This is a genomic window from Nibribacter ruber (genome assembly GCF_009913235.1).
GTDB classification, from domain to species: Bacteria; Bacteroidota; Bacteroidia; order Cytophagales; family Hymenobacteraceae; genus Nibribacter; species Nibribacter ruber.
In genome coordinates this window covers 3,435,583-3,453,625 of the sequence record NZ_CP047897.1, presented here as the reverse complement: position 1 = coordinate 3,453,625, position 18,043 = coordinate 3,435,583, and the positions used below count along the sequence as shown (strand labels likewise).

Here is an 18,043-nt window from a genome sequence, read left to right as displayed (position 1 = left end):
AATGAAGAGAAGCAAACCGTTTTCAGCCTAATTCCCAGAAAACAGGCCAAAAACGACTTACAACAACTTCGCCGCTACCTCTTGCCAACTATTCACGCGTTCAAACTCAGTGAGGTGCACGTTGTGCGTGGAGGTGAACAGCAGTTTGCGCTCACCAGAAAACGTGCGGAGATTCTTGGCCCGGTCATCAATCATGATATCGGCGCCAATGATGCTTTTGTCGCCGCAGAGGACGTAGTTCTGCCACCCAATGAACGGGAAATGGTCCTGCAGCCAGTCAAACTTATCAATGAGCGAATTCCTGAACTCCATGCCGGCGCTCACAATAAAGACCTCGTAGGAATGGGTCAAGGCTTTGATCACTTCCTGGCTGCCAGGGATGACCTGCAGGTCCCGGAAGAAACCTTCGGCGTTGATGTACTCCCAGACTTTGCTGGAATGCTCTGGCGGCACGGCCTCATGCACTTCTTTGCCGTGCAGGGCCTCCAGCGTTAATGCCAAGGCGCAATCACGGTTATACAAGTCTATAAACTTGGCAATGGGGTCTGCCATGACCTCATCCATATCAATGGCTATTTTCTGCTTCATGGGTTTCTAAATTTCCAATGTTCTTATTCGGGTTGTACCTTGCATTGGTTGGGCACGGCCAGAAATCTTTCTTCCAGGAAAGTGAATGCGCTACCCAATTCATAATTTCTATTTTTTAATTTCTAATTAAAATGATGGTTTCTGATCTGCGTGTTTCCCTTATCCAAGCCGATTTACGCTGGCATGATGCGGCCGCCAACCGGGCCAAGCTGGAGGAGAAGATAAACCAACTCTCCCAAACGGATCTGGTCATCCTCCCCGAAATGTTCACCACGGGTTTCAGCATGGATGCCGCCGCACTGGCTGAGGAGATGATCGGAGCCTCAGTGGCCTGGATGAAGCAAATGGCGCAGCAGACCCAGGCCGTGGTCATGGGCAGCCTCATCATCCAAGACAACGGCCTGTACTACAACCGCCTGCTCTGGATGCGCCCCGATGGCACCCACGCCCAGTATGACAAGCGCCACTTGTTCAGGATGGCTGGTGAGACGGACGTCTATACGGCCGGCCAGGAACGCTTAATTGTGGAATTAAAAGGCTGGAAGATCTGTCCCATGGTATGCTATGATCTGCGGTTCCCAGTGTGGGCGCGCAATACGCCGGTGTGCTATGACGTGCTCATTTTCATTGCCAGCTGGCCAGACCGCCGCCGCTTCGCCTGGACTACCTTGCTTCAAGCCCGCGCCATTGAAAACCTGGCCTACACCGTGGGCGTGAACCGCGTGGGCACAGACGCCAAAGGCCATTACTACTCCGGTGATTCTGGTGTGTATGACCTGTTAGGCGCCACTCTCTTCCACGCAGAACATCAGGAAACGGTAGAAACCGTCACTTTATCCAGAGCGCATTTAGAAGAAACCAGAACCAAGCTTCCCTGGCACTTAGACGCAGACTCTTTTGAATTAAGAAGTTAATGTGAAGATGTGGAAGTTTAAAAACCGTACATAGATGAATCATCTGCACATCTCCTAATTTACACATCTTACAAAGCCGATTTTAGGCTATTTTCCAGAAAAAAAGCCAAAAACGGATGCAGGTCTTCTTCCTGGTCAGAGAAATGAAAAGTGATGGCAGGTCTTGCCTTCAAGATGGAAGCTAACGCAGGATGCTCTCCCAGCATGGCCACGGCGCAGGTTCCTGCTTCTTTTTGGAAGAGGATGTCCAACAGTTTCAGCTCGGGTCCCAGTCGTTGTTTTTGGCCTGTTTTCAGGAAAAGAAGGCCAAAACGGGCTTCCTGCAAAAGGCGCTGTGCGTGCTGAAAGAGCATGGGCTCAGAGGCGGTATCCAGGTCAAGGGTCACCACCTCAGGAAAACGAGACTTCACCCAGCTGACCAAGGGATTCTGGTACGCAATGGGAGCGCCGTCTGTAGCATCAAAATACACCAGGGCTACCATCTATTTGCTTATGACCAGCTTTAAGGTGGCGGTGCTGCCTGCGGCGGAGGTTACGCGCAAGAGATACAGGCCAGCAGGCAAGTGGCCGGTTTTGAGGGTAGTGGCTTTCTGCGCAGCGGCTTCTCCCTGGGCTACTTTTCGGCCTTCCAGGTTGTGCAGGGTAAAGCGCACTGCTCTAGGCGACAGCAGGGTGGTAAAGCTCGCGGCAGGGTTTGGGTATAGTTGTAGATTGCTTAATTCAGAGGCCTGCCCCTCTCCAGTCCCCAGCGGGTCTGGCACCGGGTTCAAAAACCGGACTCCTCCTGCCTGCGTGCCTAGCAGCAGTTCTGGCAGTTTGTATTTGTCTTGCTTGAGGTCAGCAGATGCCAAGGTAAGGTTACTCCCAAACGCAATGGGCCTGTCTGCCTGCGCGCCTCCCCACAGCAAATTCTCCTCCACCAGAAAAGTGCCCGTCAAGTGCTGTTGAAAGCTGGGATAGAAACGTACCGTCCCGCTGTCATCGGTGGTGAGAAGGTCTGCCTGGCGGTCATGGTTCAGATCCAGGAAGAGGACCTGCAAGCGCTTGCGTTCCACGTTGGCCGCTATGCCTCCCAGGCTTTCGGTCACCAGGCTCCAAACGCGGGCGGTGTTGGTGCCAGTGTTTCTGTAGTACGTGAGTGCGCCAGAATTTCTGCCCACCAGCAAATCCAGCACGCCGTCCTGGTCAATGTCTGCCAGGTAGGGCACGTCTCCTTTAAAGAAGTTTAGTCCGGTAATGGCGATGGATTTTTCTTGGGAAAACTGAGCATCAGCGCCGGGGGCCGCTTCATTGAGTATATACTTGGCCTCCACCAGAGAGGTGGTTTGATTAAAGGCGCTCCAGAACAGATCTACCTTCCCGTCTTGGTCTATGTCCAGTAGTTGGGGTTTCAGGTTTTGCAGTTCTCCCACCGTGAAGCCCAGATAATCTTGCTGCGCCAACGTAAAACTCGCCTCTGCGGCTGTACCCGTGTTTCTATAGAACGAAAGCGAGGCGGCATAGCGCCCGTCCTTGAGAAGGGCCGTATTGCCTATGAGCAGATCAGCATCACCATCTCCGTCCAGGTCACCCAAGGCAGGAGATGCGCCTTCGCCCACGTCCAGCATCTGGTCTTGCAGAAACGGTTGTTTGGGGCTTTGAAACCTGGGGTGCCGGGCAGTGCCGGTATTGGCGTACACCCAGGTGGAGCGGTTGAGGTCCACGTTCCGGTGAGCATTGCTGGTCATGTTGGGCGCCACCACCAAATCTGGAAGGCCGTCAAACGTGACATCCAGGTAATACGCCGCCGGAAAAACGCTGAACTGGTTGCCGGTAATGTCTGGGGGAAGGTTTCGCTCGGCGCTGGTGATTTTTGGGGTGAGAATGGTACCGGTGTTGATGAGGCTTACCAGATCCGGGCAGTCGTCATGGCCTACCACCAGGTCAAGTAGCTCGTCTGAGTTCAGGTGCAAAGGCAGCACGCTGGAGCCGCCCACGTGGTGCAAAGACGGGCACGCCTCAGCATCAAACTTGTAGCTATTGCAGTTTCCGGCGCAGCGGGTCACCCGGCCCCATTGCGAGGCGGCTTTGGTAAACGCCATGGCCGAACAGGACAAGCCTTCCTCTGCGCGTTGGTTCTGAAAATACTCCAGCCTGGTGCCGCCAGACCATTCCCACATCAAGATGTCTAGGTCACCGTCGCCGTCCATGTCAGAGATGGCCGGGAGGTCTTCTGAACCCACCGTCAGGTTTACGCCGTCATTGTAGGTGAGCAACGGGTGCGTAAGGTCAAAAGAAAGCAAACTGCCCGAGGAGGTGGTATTGGTATATACTTTAAATCCCTGGCTGGAGGCCGTAAAAATATCAGGTGCGCCGTCACAGTTAAAATCGCGGAGCAGGGCAAAAAACTTTAAATCCTGCGGAAAGGCGGCTGCGTACTGCGGCGCCCACTGGTACTGCCACTGGCCATTGGACTGCACCGCCAGAAAGGTAGAGACCTTCTGAGAACTCCGGTCAAAGACGAACAAGTCCTGCTGCCCGTCTTGGTTCAGGTCAATGCTGGAGAACTGGGGGCTGTTGAAACCTCCTGCCCAGGGAAGGCGCAAAGGCTGATCATTTGCCTTCACCACGGGCCCGGCGGTCTCTTGAAACCGCACCCGGGTCTGCGCCCAGCTGGTTTGCCCAGCCAGAGACAAACAAATTATCAAAAAGCCTAGTACCTTTAACCTTGGATTCATTGTATCTACCCTGATTTAAATAAAGCTACAAAAATATGGCGGAGCTAGTGGAAAATCTTTACTTGAAATACCTGGAATGCCGGAACGTAAGCACCGACTCCCGCGCAGCGCAAGACAATACGCTCTTCTTTGCCCTGGACGGACCTAACTTCAAGGGCAGCGCCTTCGCCGAGGCCGCCTTGGTCAAAGGTGCCCGCTACGCCGTGGTGCAAGACCCAACCGTGACGGGTCCCAACATCATCCAGGTGCCAGACACGTTAAAAGCCTTGCAAGACTTGGCCCTGCATCACCGGCAGCAGCTATCTATTCCATTCATTGGCATCACGGGCTCTAACGGTAAAACCACTACCAAGGAACTGATTAATGCCGTACTCAGCCAGAAATACAAGGTGCTGTGCACCAAAGGCAACCTCAACAACCACATTGGCGTGCCCTTGACAGTGCTGAGCATCCAGCCTGAGCATGAATTGGCCATCATAGAAATGGGTGCCAACAAACCCGGTGACATTGCTGAGCTCTGCTCCTACGCCCTGCCCACGCACGGCATCATCACCAACATTGGCAAGGCGCACTTAGAAGGATTTGGTAGTCTGGAGGGCGTGGCCCGCACCAAGAGCGAACTATATGTGCATTTAGACAAGGTTAACGGTGCCGTTTTTGTGAACACCGCCAATGAACACCTCCTGCGCATGAGCCGCCGCATAGAAAAGAAAGTGACCTACTACGGCCCGCAGGATGACTACTCCGCTGAGTTGCTGCAAGCCGCGCCGCAGGTCATTTACCGCGCCGCCAACGGCGACACCGTGCACACGCATTTGATGGGTTCTTACAACTTTGACAACATGGCCGCCGCTGCGTGTATTGGGCAGTTTTTTGGGGTGCCGCATGACCAGATCAACGCTGCCATTGCCGGGTACGTGCCCACCAACAACCGCTCCCAGATTGTACGCAAAGACACCAATACCATTCTGCTAGATGCCTACAATGCCAACCCCAGTTCCATGTCTTTATCCGTTTCCAATTTTGCTCAGATGGAAGGCGAACAGAAGGTGGTCATCTTAGGTGACATGCGGGAACTAGGCCAGGAAAGCGAGGCGGAGCATAGACTGCTAGGCGAACAACTGTCACAACAGAATTTTGCGCAAGTCTTTTTATGCGGCCATGAGATGCGCTACGCCGCCGAGGTGAACCCAGATTTCAGGTACTTCGCGGAGAAAAGCGCACTGGAAATCTGGCTTAAAGACCACCCCGTGCGCAACAGCTCCATACTAGTCAAAGGCTCCCGCGGCATTGGCTTGGAGACCGTGGTAGATTTACTGTAAACTCGTTTTTGGCCTCCTTTCTGGAAAAGAAGCCAAAAACGATGTTATAACCAAAGAGGCCTTTGCTGTAGTAGCAAAGGCCTCTTTGGTTATTTAGACTTAGCAAGTCCGCATTTGATGTTGTCCCTTCTACAAAGCACAAGGCTTTCGTTTTTAGGCTACTTTCTGAAAAATCGGCTAAAAACGGAGAAATCTAACTTTCAACTTCTCCAGGATGGGCTGGGCATTTTGGATTCTTTAAAATGGAGACTCCAACTCGGCTAAGGTTGGCAGGATTTCGTCTTTCTCAGATACCAGCGGGTTATCAATTCCCCAGTCAATGCCCAGTTCTGAATCGTTCCACAGCAGGCCACCTTCAGATTCTTTGTTGTAATAATTGCTGCACTTGTACTGGAAAACGGTTCCTTCCTCTAGAGCCACAAACCCATGCGCAAACCCGATGGGCACAAAAAATTGGTTGTGTTTCTCAGCGTCTAGCAGACAGGACACATGCTGTCCAAACGTGGCAGAGTCTTTCCGCAGATCTACTATCACGTCCAAAGCTTTGCCTACCACCACACTCACCAGTTTAGCTTGTGCATATGGTGGTTTTTGGAAGTGCAATCCGCGTAGCACGCCCTTCTTGGAGATGGATTTATTGTCTTGGACAAACGTCTCGGTAATACCAGCCTCGGCGAACAGTCTGGCACTGAAGGTTTCTAAGAAAGCCCCTCTCTCATCTGCAAACACCCGCGGTGTAATCTCTACCACCCCTTCAATAGGGAATTTCTTTATTTCCATCTTTTTAATGAGAGATTGAATGATTGAGAGAATGTTTGAATCCATTTTCAAATCTGCACATTCCCAAATCTTCAAATCTACTTAGTAGCGTCTTTTATAGCTGCAAAATAACGATCTATCACGTATTTCTCATCAAATTTCTCCTCGGCTAACTGACGACTATGCTGACCCATGGTCTGTAAAGCAGTATCTGGCAAGGACAGAACTTGTTGCATCTTTTCTGCTAAATCTACCCCGCTGCGGACTTCGCAGAGATAGCCGTTGTAGCCGTCTACCACGGTTTCTTTGCAGCCGGGCACGTTGGTGGTGACAATGGGTTTGCCCAAGGCGGCGGCTTCTAAGAGGGTACGCGGGGTGCCTTCGCGGTAAGAGGGCAAGACCACGCAGTCTGCCTGGCGCATGACTCCGGCCACGTCATCTGAGGTGCCCAAGTACTCCAGCCAGCCTTCCTGCGCCCATTGCTCTACCAAGGTGCGCTTAATGCCAATGTTGCCTTCCTCATCAATGCCGCCCAGGAGTTGAATGCGCACGTTGGGAAATTTGGCTTTTAATATCTTGCTGGCCTCTACGTATTCCACCAGGCCTTTTTCATAGAGCGCGCGGGACACCATCAAGAACGTGAACGGGTCATGGCGTTGGAACGGAGCCGGCTGAAAACGCTGGGTGTCAATGCCGGAACCTGGCAAGACTTCAGTAATAGACTCACGCACCAGCTTGCGTTCCAGAAAAAGTGCCTTGTCATCATTGTTCTGGAAAAACACCTTGGCCGGAAACTGGAACGAGAACTTGTACAGCGCCATGGCCACCTTAGACACCAGGTTCTGCACAATAAACACCGTCCCCAGACCCGACACGTTGTTGATGGTAGGAATACCGGCCAGCTTGGCGGCAATGCTTCCGTAGATGTTGGGTTTGATGGTGTATTGCAGAATCACGTCGGGCTTCACTTGTTTGTAGGCCTTCAGGAAGTTCTGGATGAGCAGCAGGTCTTTGAGCGGATTGGTGCCCTTGCTTTCCATGGGCAGGTGCAGAAACTGGCAGCCTTCGGCCACGAGTTTGGCAGAGTAGGCGTCTTCGGGGGCAATGGCAATGACCTCATGGCCGGCAGCCAGCAGGGCTTTGACCAGGCTCAGTCTAAAGTTGTATATGTTCCAGGATTTGTTGATGACGATGGCAACGCGCATAGGCTAGAGTAAAGGACAAAGATACAAGGGTTTTATAGAACCTGTCCCTATACGTAATTCTGCGATGCGGTATGGATAGTTCAGGGGTATTGTGCTTACTTTGCGTAAAACCGCTGTTTACCCATTCGCCAATAGAGTCCCATGCCCATTACCGCATTTTTACATACGCACGTCTTAGTGGTCATTCTGTTCCTGCTGCTGTTCCTGGCCAAGGCCCTGCTGCTGTTTTTAGGCAAGCATGACACCCTCAACAAAGTACGGTCTTCCACTAAAATCCTGGACATGGTGTTTGGCACGCTCATTCTGGTGAGTGGCGGGTTTCTGACGTACAAGTACAATGGTCCACTGCCCACTTGGCTGCTGGTGAAAATGGGGCTGGTACTGGTGGCCATTCCTATTGCCATTGTGGGTATCAAACGCCATAGCAAGGTGTTGACCGCGGTGGGGGTGCTTACTTTCCTGTACGTATACGGCGTTGCCGAAACCAAGAGCCTGAACATGTCTCCTGCCCAGCCGGAAGTGGCCGAAACCATGCCTACCTCGGTAGAAAAGCCTCAGCCCAAAGCATCAGAACCGGCCGCCGTCAACCCAATTTTATCTCAACTAGAAGGCACGCAGCTGAACAATACCAAAGCCATCTACACCCAACTCTGCGCTACCTGCCACGGCCCGGACGGACAGAAAGGTTTGAGCGGGGCATCCAATTTACAGAGAAGCACGTTGAGCGTAGAAGAACGCAAAGCCGTCATTGCCAACGGCAGAGGCCTCATGCCCGGGTTCGGGTCACAGCTGAGCGAACAGGAACAAGAGGCGCTGGCCCAGTTCACCACCATGTTGAAATAATGAATAATGACGAATGATGAAAAAGGATAAGTAATCAATGACGGAAGGCGTTTTTGGCCTATTTCTCAGAAAATAGCCTAAAAACGAACGGCTTGCCAGGAAACGCGGCAGCTACACCTTCTCCTAATTTATTGCCCGCCCTTAATCATTGTTAAGTAGAAGCCACATTATTCATTAATCACTCATCCTTAATCATTACCATAGATGAAGAATACAAAACTCCACGTAACCGCTAAAGAACAAGAGACGGCCGTCCTGGTATCGGTGCCGGAATGGCGCCAGACAGATGAAAAGACGAAGGAGTACCTGGACGAACTTGCCTTCCTGACGGAGACCGTAGGTGCCAAGACCCTCAAGCGCTTTATCCAGAAACTAGACAAGCCAGACATGCGCACCTATGTGGGCAAGGGCAAGCTGGAGGAGATTGTGGCCTTCGTGAAAGAGCACAAGGTAGACATGGTCATTTTTGACGATGAGCTCTCCCCCTCTCAGGTGCGCAACCTGGAGCGCGAGCTGGAAGTGAAGATCATTGACCGCAGTTTGCTCATCCTGGATATTTTTGCGTTACGGGCGCAGACGGCTACGGCGCGAGCGCAGGTAGAACTGGCCCAGTACCGCTACCTGCTGCCTAGACTAACCAACATGTGGACCCACTTGAGCCGTCAGAAAGGCGGGGGCGTGGCCATGCGCGGACCAGGTGAAACCGAGATTGAAACGGATAGACGGATTGTGCGCGAGAAGATTTCTTTGCTCAAAGAGAAGCTGGAGAAGTTTGACAAGCAGAACTATGAGCAGCGCAAGTCTAGGCACGGGGTGGTGCGCGTGTCATTGGTGGGCTATACCAACGTGGGCAAGTCTACGCTCATGAACCTGCTCTCCAAGTCAGATGTGTTTGCAGAGAACAAGCTGTTTGCCACAGTAGACGCCACGGTAAGAAAAGTAGTCATTGACAACATTCCGTTCCTGCTCTCAGACACGGTGGGGTTCATCAGGAAACTGCCTACCAAGCTCATTGAAAGTTTCAAGTCTACCCTGGATGAGATCAGAGAGGCAGATTTGCTGTTGCACGTAGTGGACGTGTCGCACCCTTCGTTTGAAGAGCACATCCACGTTGTCAATGAGACGCTCAAAGATATCCAGAGTGCCGACAAGCCGGTCATTCTGGTCTTCAACAAGACAGACCTTTACCTTGAAAAGCGCGAGCAGGAGCTGAAGGAAGACCACCCAGAGGCTCTGCCCGAGATTGCCGACCTCAAGTCTACCTACATGGCCAAAGAACACGCGCCCGCCATCTTCATCTCAGCTACCAACCGCGCCAACATTGACGAGCTGCGCGAGGTCCTGACCCGCGAAGTAGCCAAGCTCCATTTTGAGCGCTACCCCAACGCCGGCAAACAAGAAGAATGGTAGGCCGTTTTTAGGCTGTTTTCCAGGAAATAGGCCAAAAACGACAACTTCAGTCAAATTACCGGCAACGGGCTCTCTTTTCTTAAGGGAGCCCGTTTGCTTTTCAGGGCATCCAGAAAGAAACGGCTGGAACCAGGCAAGGGCACAACTATTTAAGGGCGCAAACAGTAAAGGGAAGAAGCCACAGAGGTCCGTTCTTTTTGCGGCTCTTCTTGTGGCTATTGCTTTAGTAGAACCGCATGAAAACTCTCTATCTCCTACGCCACGCCAAATCCAGCTGGAAGTTTGAAGACCTCAGCGACCATGACCGTCCCTTGGCCAAGCGCGGCCGCTCAGACGCCCCGCTCATTGGGCAGGAACTCTCTGAGCGCAAAATCAAACTAGACCTGATGATCTCCAGCTCTGCGGTGCGCGCCCTTTCCACGGCTACCATTGTGGCCAAGGAAATAGACTATGACCCAGAGAAGATCAGCGTGGAGGAAGAGCTCTACCGCATAGACGCTACCTCGCTGCTGCACTTCATCCAGGCCTTGCCAGACGAGTACGACCAGGTCATGCTGGTGGGCCATAACCCTACCCTCACTGAGCTCATTAACATGCTGGTGCCAGACAAAGGCATTGCCAACCTACCCACCGCAGGTGTAGCCGGCATCAGTTTTGATTGCTCTTATTGGGGCGAGGCTTCTACAGACAACACCAAGCTGCTGTTTATAGACATCCCCAAAAATTATCGCTAATGCAGGCCCGCGGTGCCCTGCCCAACCCAGACGTGAATGGTTTCCAAGAAACATACAGAATCTCTCGTGCCCACCCCAGAAACAGAACCAGAAATACCCCTGCTAAGCCGTGAGCTGAGCTGGCTGGCCTTTAATTACCGTGTTTTACAAGAAGCCAAAGACCCGCGCGTCCCCGTGCTGGAACGCCTTAAGTTTCTGGCCATCTTCTCCTCCAACCTGGACGAGTACTTTAAAGTGCGCGTGGCCACCATGCGCCGTCTGGTCAAACTGAAAAAGAAAACCCGCGAGAAACTGCAGAATGACCCGGCCACCGAGTTGGACCAGATCTTGGCCGAGGTAGGCCGCCAACAAAAGGAATTTGGGCAGGTGTACCGCAATGAACTGCTCCCCGAACTCAAGAAAGAGCACATTAACTTGGTCACGGAACAGGAACTCAGCCAAGACCAGCAGTCTCTTGCCCTGGACTACTTCAAGAAGAAGGTGAAGCCGCTGCTGGTGCCCATTATTTTCAGTTCCAACCCCAGCCCGCTGTTTTTAAAGGACCAAACCGTATACCTGATCATCAGGCTGGTGCCGGCGCAGGCCAATGGTGGCGAGGAGTCAGAGCAGTACGCCCTCCTGGAGCTACCTACTCAGAAGCATGGCACCCGCTTTGTAGAACTACCAGATGAGCAAGATGACCGCTACGTGATCATGCTGGATGACATCATCCGGGTAGGGCTGCCCACCATGTTTCCAGAGTTTGAGACCGTAGAGGCCTTCGCCATAAAACTGTCCAGAGACGCAGAGTTGGATTTGGAGGAGGAAATCTCTGGTAACCTCATGGCCAAGATTAAAAAAAGCCTTAAAAAGCGCGAGAAAGGCCATCCCAGCCGCCTGTTATATGACCCGCAAACCCCAGAGCCTCTGCTGAACGTGCTACTGGACCGCATTGGCCTATCGGCAGATGAGTTGGTGGTAGGCAGCCGGTACCATAACTTCAGGGACTTCTTCGGGTTCCCCATGCTGGAGCCAGCTCACCTACAATATGAAGAGCAGCCGCCCCTGCCCCACCCAGAACTGGAAAAGGCAGAAAGCATGCTGGCCGCCATGAAGGAGAAAGACTATCTGGTGCACTACCCGTACCAGAAGTTTGACTACACCCTCCGGTTTTTTGAAGAAGCCGCTGAAGACCCCGCCGTCATCAGCGTGGGCGCCACCATGTACCGCGTGGCAGACAAGTCCAAGATTGCCAAGGCGCTGATAAAGGCCGCAGAAAATGGCAAACTGGTAACGGTGGTGGTAGAATTAAAGGCTCGCTTTGATGAGGAATCCAACATCTACTGGGCCCAGAAGCTGGAAAAAGCCGGTGCCAACGTTATTTACGGCGTGCCAGACTTGAAAGTACACAGTAAGATTGGCTTGGTCACCCGTCAGGAAGAAGGCAAGGCGGTGCATTACGCATACCTGAGCACCGGCAACTACAATGAGAAGACGGCCAAGTCCTACACAGACCATGCGCTCTTCACCACAGATGAACGCCTCACCCTGGACCTGACCAAGGTCTTCAACTTCTTTGTAGACCGGCAGCCAGACAAACAATTTGACCACCTGCTGGTAGCCCCGTTCAACATGCGGGAAAAATTCTATGAGCTGATCCAGAACGAGATGCGCCTGGCCCAGGAAGGAAAAGACGCCTACATATACGTTAAGATCAACGCGCTGCAGGACGAGGACATGATCAGGCAGTTGTATGAGGCCAGCCAGGCGGGCGTGAAGATTGAGCTGCTTGTACGGGGCATCTGTTGCCTGGTGCCGGGCATTCCCAACATGAGCGAGAACATAGAAGTACGCAGCATTGTAGACCGCTACCTGGAGCACGGCCGCATTTACGTGTTTGGCAACAGCGGCGAAGAGAAAATCTTCATAGCCTCTGCAGACTGGATGAACCGCAACCTGAGCCGCCGCATAGAAGTGGGCTTCCCGATATACAACCCAGCGCACCAGCAGGAAATAAGGCACATTCTGGACATTCTGCGCCAAGATAACCAGAAGGCCCGCACGTTCCACAATGAGTATTACATCTCAGACACGCCCACCAACACCGTGCGCGCCCAATACGCCATCTATGAATTCCTGAAACAGAAAGCAATAGCCGCAGGATTTCAGGTGTAACCTCAACAAATGACCTCTACGCAGAAGCGCCCACTCAATCTTAGTTGAGTGGGTGCTTCTGCGTAGAGGTATCCTAAAGTCGTTTTTAGCTTATTTCCTGGAAAACAGGCCAAAAACGACTTTTGTTTATTGCTTGAGGAATCTTCTGGGGGGCACCAGGAACAAGTCTACCTGCAGGAAGGCGGCGTCTTTGATGTGGCTTTCTATGAGCGGGTTGGCATTCACGTTTTCGCCGTCATAGACATCAAAGCGATGGTTGTAGCGGTACCCGCCTTCCAGCCCGAACCAGATGAAGTCATAGATTTCCCGCTCCCATCTCAACCTGGCTCTGATCTCAGACTTGCGCAACTCCACGGTTTCGTTCAGCTGGAAGGGCGGGCTCACGGTAATGTTGTAGCTGGCACCTTCTACCTTGTAGCCCGCAAACAGCAAAGACTTGTCTGAGAGGTTTCTGCGCACGGTCAGGTTGGCCGGGAAGATGGACTCTATGCCCCAGCGGTCGTTAAAGGTGCGGTTGTACAAGACGGCCGGGTAAATGGACTGCCGCCCGAAGGTATAGCCTAGCTGCACCCCAAATCCATAGGAGAACAAGGGGCTTTTCTTCCAGCCGTAAATGGCCTCTACTGACGTCTTCAGGTATTTATGCAGGGGTATGTCATTGTCTTTGCCGTAGTCTCCGTTTAGCTCTCCCTTTACGCGCACCAACAGGTAGTTTTTCTCATTGAACGGCTTGAGCATGATCAGCTGCCCGTCCAGTGACCTTAGGTCTTTGTCCTGCAGTTGCTTGTAGAGCGGGTATTCCAGGCCTTCGGGTTGTTTGAAGTTGAACTCCTCCAGAAAGTACCCGGCCCCCACCACCATTTTAAAATGAGGCCGATTGAGGATGGGAATGTAGGCTTTGATCTCAAACTTGTTGTTGCGCCGCACCTCCGTCTCAGAGTTGCCAATGTCCTCGCGTTTGCCCTCTGACCGCAGGCCAAACCGGGGCAGCATCTCATAACGCACCACCACGCCTTTGCTTCGGCCCATGCCTATTACAGACGGGTTGGCCAGTTCTTTAGGGTCTGTCTGTTGTCTTAACGCCTGGGCAGAGTCTGAGAGAATCTCCTGCGCTGCGGCCAGCTCGCTGCAGCCCAAAAGGGCCGCACTCATTACCAAAGAATAAATGTTTCTCATAGTTTAGAACAGTGTTGCAGAAAAAGCTTTCCTTTCTCTGCAAGGGGACTTGTTTACTCGTGTACTATGCAACGTGCCAGCCTTTCTCAAACGGGCGCGCTGCCAGAAAGATGCCTGTTGTTTTAAAACAGAAACCCGAAATTGACATTGACCAGTTTGTCCTCTTCGCCCACAGAATACGTGGCGTTGACCACCGCCTGCTTGAGCACGTCAATCCAGACGCCGCCGCCAAAGCCGCGGTGTATCTTGTTGGAGTCCTCCCCGTCCTGCCAAACGCGTCCGTGGTCTACCAATCCCATCAACCCAAACTTACCCGGGAACAGGTACACGTTGAACTTGAACAGCTCCACGCGCAACTCTGTGTTCTGGTACAGACTACTGCGACCGGCAAAGCGCGTTCTCCTGTAGCCCCGCAGGTTGGAAAGCCCGCCCAGCGTGTTGGCTTGGTAGAACGGAAAATCCCCGAAGTTGTGCGCTCCTCCCAACCGGGCGGCCAGCGTTACCTGGAACGGCAGCCTTGGCCCAATGTAGAAGATGAACTCAGAACTCACTCGCCCAAAGTTGAGTTTCTCGTCATCCAGCTGTTGGTTGTAGGAGAACTCGTTTAACCATTTAAGACCGATGCGCGGGTTGATGGGCGTGCTCACCGCCTGCAGGTTCAGGAAGCCCCTCACGCCGGTGTAGCGGTCTTTGTTGAAGACTTCCTCCCCTAGTTTCTCATCCACAAACCGGCCCGGCGTGTGCTGCACCTGGTACTGGTCATACAGCGGCCCGATGCCCATGTGCACAAAGTGCGTGAACGAGGTATTGAGGGTTGGCGAGATGAACAATCTGGACATGCGCACCCGGTGAAACTCTGTATCTCCTTCTTCTACTGTCTCATTGCCCAACCCGTAGAAATTGAACTGGTACTGTGGCCCAAACAAGGCAGCGGTAATGCCCAGGTCTAACTTGTCATTGAGAATCTGTTTGAATTCTCCATTGTAGCGCACGTTGTAGGCACCGGTGGCAAAGGCGTAGTTGGCCCGCAGGTAATGCTCAGAAGCGTAGGGTTTCTTCCTGAACTTGTGGTTGCGGTACAACAGACCTCCACCCAGGAAAAGACCGTCATCTACGTTGTACTCCACAGAAAGGCGCGGCCCGAAGTAGGCGATCTTGTAATTATCCCGGTCATAGACGTTTACATCTTCAAACTCCTCGGTCTTGTCCTCTGTCTCTGCGCTGAAGGAAAACTTGTTCTTCTCCTGGGTGTTGTCATACACTTTGGTCTTGCGCACCATGCCTTTCACAGAAGACTTGTCTGTGACAGAGTCATTGCCCTCGCCGGGCAGAATACGGATCATGATGGCCCGGCGGGTGTTGCCAGTCACTTCAAAGACGTCATCGCCGCCTAAGCCGTACAGCCGCACCTCTTCGGTCTCGCCGTGCAGGAAGGTACGCTGGTACAGGATCTTGGCCACCTCTCCCTCTTTGTTAATTTTGCGCATGGTTACGCGAGTAGAGTCGTCGTTGAGGCGTTCCACCAGGAACATCTCCCGCTTGTCACTGCCAGACACGTCCACCACTTCAGAGATGTGGCGGTAGTATTTCTCGGCTACGGTGGGCAGCAGGTCTCTTCTAGATTTCAGCTTGGCTACTATTTCTGGGCCCGAGACTGGATACACTTCTTTGGGCAGTTGGCGCACCGCTTCTTCAATGGCCGCGTCTGTCATGTCTGCCTTCATCTTGTTGGCCAGTTCCAGCCACTGCTCCTTGGTCACGCTGGAAAGGAATGTGCGGTCACTGGTGAGGGCGGTCAGGTTCAGGCCCTTGTAGTCGCCAAAGTCATACCCGAAGTGCTGGAAGTTGCGCACCCCCCAGCGACGGCTCACCAGCCAGGGAATAATGCCGTCTGCCTTGAAGAAGGCCACGTCCCGGTCTTCGGGCACCGGCCTGAAGGTGCGGTTGTCGCCTTTCTGGGTCTCGGCCCAGCGCCATTGGCCCTCATGCCGGTCCCAGTCACCAATGAGCATGTCTAACAGGCGGGCACGGGCAAATTCGATTTCGTCTACTCGGTTGTCATGGTCGTTCTGCTTGCGCTCCAGCACTTTCTCGGTGCCTACCAGGTTGGTGGCGTTGCCCAGGCTGGCCACGTCTGAGTGGTCTTCATCGGCGTCTTCCTCTAGAAAGGCAATGGTGTTGCTGAACTCGTCCATGTACTGGCGCAGGCGCGGGTCTTTGGGCACAAACACCAGTTTGGGATTGGTATGGTACACGCCCGCCGCATCTGCCAGTTTGGGCACAATGAGCGCGCCGTACGGTTGCTGGGCAGAAATCTGGTCTTGTAACAAATCACGGGCAAAGGTCTCTTGCAAAGACACCGGCAATACATTGGTCGGGTCCTTGTTCACCGACCTGAGCGTGTACTCGCGGCCTTCTTCGTTTCTCAATTTCAAAGACGAAGTCTGCTTGCCGCCGCCTTTCTGGTAGGGCACCAGCCCTCCCTTTTCTGATTTCAAGTCCAGCAGGGGCATGGTGACAGGGGTTTGCCAGTCGGTGCGGTAGTGTTCGCCCAGGAACAACTCTTTAAAGCCGCCGGCCTCATACGCCGGGTTGGCTGGCAGGGAGATGGTGCTGTCTGAGTAGTCCTCGGTAGAAACGGCTATGCGCTCTTCCTGCTTGGTGGTTTTGGCGTACATAGGCGTCCTGAACGTCATCTCTCCAGGATCGCCGGCCTTGGCGCCAGGCGTCCAGAATTCCACCCAGGCATCTCCGTTGCGGTAGTAGTTGATCTTGGCGAAGCCTTTGACTTTGTGCGCGTACTGAGCTTCTTCGCCGCCGCTCACGTGCTGGGTTTTGCACCCAGAGCCGCTGATGATGTGCGGCAGCTTGCCCAGCTTGCCGTACTGCAGATTGTGCTCATGCCCCGCGGCGTACACTATGTTGGGGTATTTGTCAAAAATGGCGGTGAGTCCTTTGATATACGCCTGGTAGGTAGGGTGCGGGATATCCTGGCTAATACCGCCGTACTTGCGTGCCAGCGGGTAGATGGACCCGATAAGGGGAATAGGCAACACCGCCCACTTGTATAGAATGGTAAGCGGAAACAGGTGGTCTGTGACGGTGAAGAAACCACCGTGTATGCCGTTGCTCATAAGCGGATGGTGACCCACCACCAGAATGTCCTTGCCGCTGTGCTTGTTGATGATGTCTTCCAGCTGCACCAAAAAGTCTACCTCGTTCACCACGCCGCAGACGTTGTCATTGCCGTAGGGCCGTTCATACGGGTGCAGCCACCACTGGGAGTTGATGGCAATCAAGACAATCTCATCCTGCACCAGCACCTCAAAGGGGCCGGGGCAGCCACTGCCGGGCACAAAGAAGTCTGTGCCCACCACAATGTTGGTGGTAGTGTCTGTGAGGTATTCTTCTACAAACCGTTCTTCTCTTATTACGGCTTCCAGGCCGTCTGGAGAGCCGCTTCCGCCGCCCCAGTCATGGTTGCCCGGTATCATGTACTTCTCGCCCTTGTAGCCTTTGAGGATTTCCAACTGGGCCTTCATGCGCGCCTCGGCGGTTTTACGGTCATAGGCGCCGGGCTCTGGCAAACCGTTCTGGTAGATGTTGTCCCCCAGGTACACAATGGTACTGTTCTCATTGGCCACGTCTAGTTGTGACTTGAGCAGTACCAGGTTAGGATCTGGTTCATCTGTGAGCGGGGCGCCGGCATCTCCAATCAGAAAGACGGTGTAGATGACTTCTGAAGAATCCTGAGGCTTCTGATCTTTCCACTGCACTAGGTCGCGGGAGTAGAAGGCTTTGTAAGAGCCGGAGCAAGAGGCCAACAGCCCCAGCGCCAGCAGCGGCAGAAGATAGAGGTAGTATTTGTTTTTCATGAATTGTTTCTTTCAAAAGCAGCCGTGCCCTGAGCCTTTCTCCTTCCTTCATCTTTGCAGACAGAAAGCCCCAGTGCTGAAAAACCTGATTTCTGGGTGAAGGCACAGGCACCAAAGGCATAGAAAACAGAACGGCAGGCTGCTTCTCTTTTGCCTAAAGACGTAAGGACAGGGAGAAGGTTTACCTGTAAGAAGCCTACTTGCCAAAAGTTTGCCGTCAAGCGCCCGCGCGTCTTGGTATTTGTGACCGTTTTTGGCCTGTTTTCCAGAAAATAAGCCAAAAACAGAAGCCCCTTGCTTAACCTTAGCACGGCTTATCGCGTTTTACACTCTGGATTAAACGCTA

At 53.1% G+C, this 18,043-nt stretch carries 14 protein-coding genes; 6 read left to right on the top strand and 8 right to left on the bottom strand.

The window, feature by feature from the left end; all coding sequences use genetic code 11:
- Positions 1-57: 57 nt before the first annotated feature.
- Positions 58-588 carry a 5' nucleotidase, NT5C type gene (locus GU926_RS14535; protein WP_198001423.1) on the bottom strand — a complete coding sequence of 177 codons (531 nt, stop codon included), beginning with the start codon at positions 586-588 and terminating at the stop codon, positions 58-60.
- A 131-nt stretch (positions 589-719) separates the two neighbouring features.
- Between GU926_RS14535 and GU926_RS14530 the strand changes: the two genes are divergently transcribed.
- Entirely contained in the window at positions 720-1,502 is a 783-nt protein-coding gene (locus GU926_RS14530; protein WP_317165574.1) for an amidohydrolase, read from the top strand.
- A 68-nt stretch (positions 1,503-1,570) separates the two neighbouring features.
- Here the strand turns inward: GU926_RS14530 and GU926_RS14525 are convergent, their stop codons facing one another.
- Entirely contained in the window at positions 1,571-1,984 is a 414-nt protein-coding gene (locus tag GU926_RS14525; protein ID WP_160693139.1) for a hypothetical protein, read from the bottom strand.
- Positions 1,985-4,219, bottom strand: coding sequence for a T9SS type A sorting domain-containing protein (locus tag GU926_RS14520; RefSeq protein WP_160693137.1), 2,235 nt, complete (start codon positions 4,217-4,219; stop codon positions 1,985-1,987).
- Positions 4,220-4,254: 35 nt separating this feature from the next.
- Between GU926_RS14520 and GU926_RS14515 the strand changes: the two genes are divergently transcribed.
- Positions 4,255-5,541, top strand: a complete 1,287-nt coding sequence (locus GU926_RS14515; protein ID WP_160693135.1) for a UDP-N-acetylmuramoyl-tripeptide--D-alanyl-D-alanine ligase — start codon at positions 4,255-4,257, stop codon at positions 5,539-5,541.
- A gap of 237 nt (positions 5,542-5,778) precedes the next feature.
- Here GU926_RS14515 and rfbC read toward each other — a convergent pair whose 3' ends face one another.
- Complete coding sequence (gene rfbC / locus GU926_RS14510; protein WP_160693133.1) at positions 5,779-6,321, bottom strand: dTDP-4-dehydrorhamnose 3,5-epimerase; 543 nt, start codon at positions 6,319-6,321, stop codon at positions 5,779-5,781.
- 77 nt (positions 6,322-6,398) lie between these two features.
- Positions 6,399-7,505, bottom strand: a complete 1,107-nt coding sequence (locus tag GU926_RS14505) for a glycosyltransferase family 4 protein (RefSeq protein WP_160693131.1) — start codon at positions 7,503-7,505, stop codon at positions 6,399-6,401.
- A gap of 141 nt (positions 7,506-7,646) precedes the next feature.
- Here GU926_RS14505 and GU926_RS14500 point away from each other — a divergent pair, with 141 nt between their 5' ends.
- From GU926_RS14500 to ppk1, 4 genes are all read left to right on the top strand, one after another.
- Complete coding sequence (locus GU926_RS14500) at positions 7,647-8,348, top strand: SirB2 family protein (protein WP_160693129.1); 702 nt, start codon at positions 7,647-7,649, stop codon at positions 8,346-8,348.
- A gap of 204 nt (positions 8,349-8,552) precedes the next feature.
- A complete protein-coding gene (gene hflX / locus GU926_RS14495; RefSeq protein WP_160693127.1) occupies positions 8,553-9,758 on the top strand; it encodes a GTPase HflX in 1,206 nt (401 codons plus the stop codon).
- Positions 9,759-9,994: 236 nt separating this feature from the next.
- Complete coding sequence (locus GU926_RS14490; protein ID WP_160693125.1) at positions 9,995-10,492, top strand: SixA phosphatase family protein; 498 nt, start codon at positions 9,995-9,997, stop codon at positions 10,490-10,492.
- A 66-nt stretch (positions 10,493-10,558) separates the two neighbouring features.
- A complete protein-coding gene (ppk1, locus tag GU926_RS14485) occupies positions 10,559-12,646 on the top strand; it encodes a polyphosphate kinase 1 (RefSeq protein ID WP_232058345.1) in 2,088 nt (695 codons plus the stop codon).
- Positions 12,647-12,772: 126 nt separating this feature from the next.
- On the opposite strand, the gene GU926_RS14480 is transcribed toward ppk1, so the two are convergent.
- The 3 genes from GU926_RS14480 to GU926_RS14470 form a co-directional block, all read right to left on the bottom strand.
- Positions 12,773-13,822: a DUF6268 family outer membrane beta-barrel protein gene (locus tag GU926_RS14480; RefSeq protein WP_160693121.1), complete on the bottom strand. Its 1,050-nt coding sequence runs from the start codon at positions 13,820-13,822 to the stop codon at positions 12,773-12,775.
- Positions 13,823-13,944: 122 nt separating this feature from the next.
- Positions 13,945-17,697, bottom strand: a complete 3,753-nt coding sequence (locus GU926_RS14475) for a metallophosphoesterase (RefSeq protein WP_160693119.1) — start codon at positions 17,695-17,697, stop codon at positions 13,945-13,947.
- Positions 17,694-17,978 (bottom strand): hypothetical protein, encoded by a 285-nt coding sequence (locus GU926_RS14470; RefSeq protein WP_160693117.1) that lies wholly within the window; start codon positions 17,976-17,978, stop codon positions 17,694-17,696. Before GU926_RS14470 ends, GU926_RS14475 begins: the two co-directional genes overlap by 4 nt.
- Positions 17,979-18,043 lie beyond the last annotated feature (65 nt).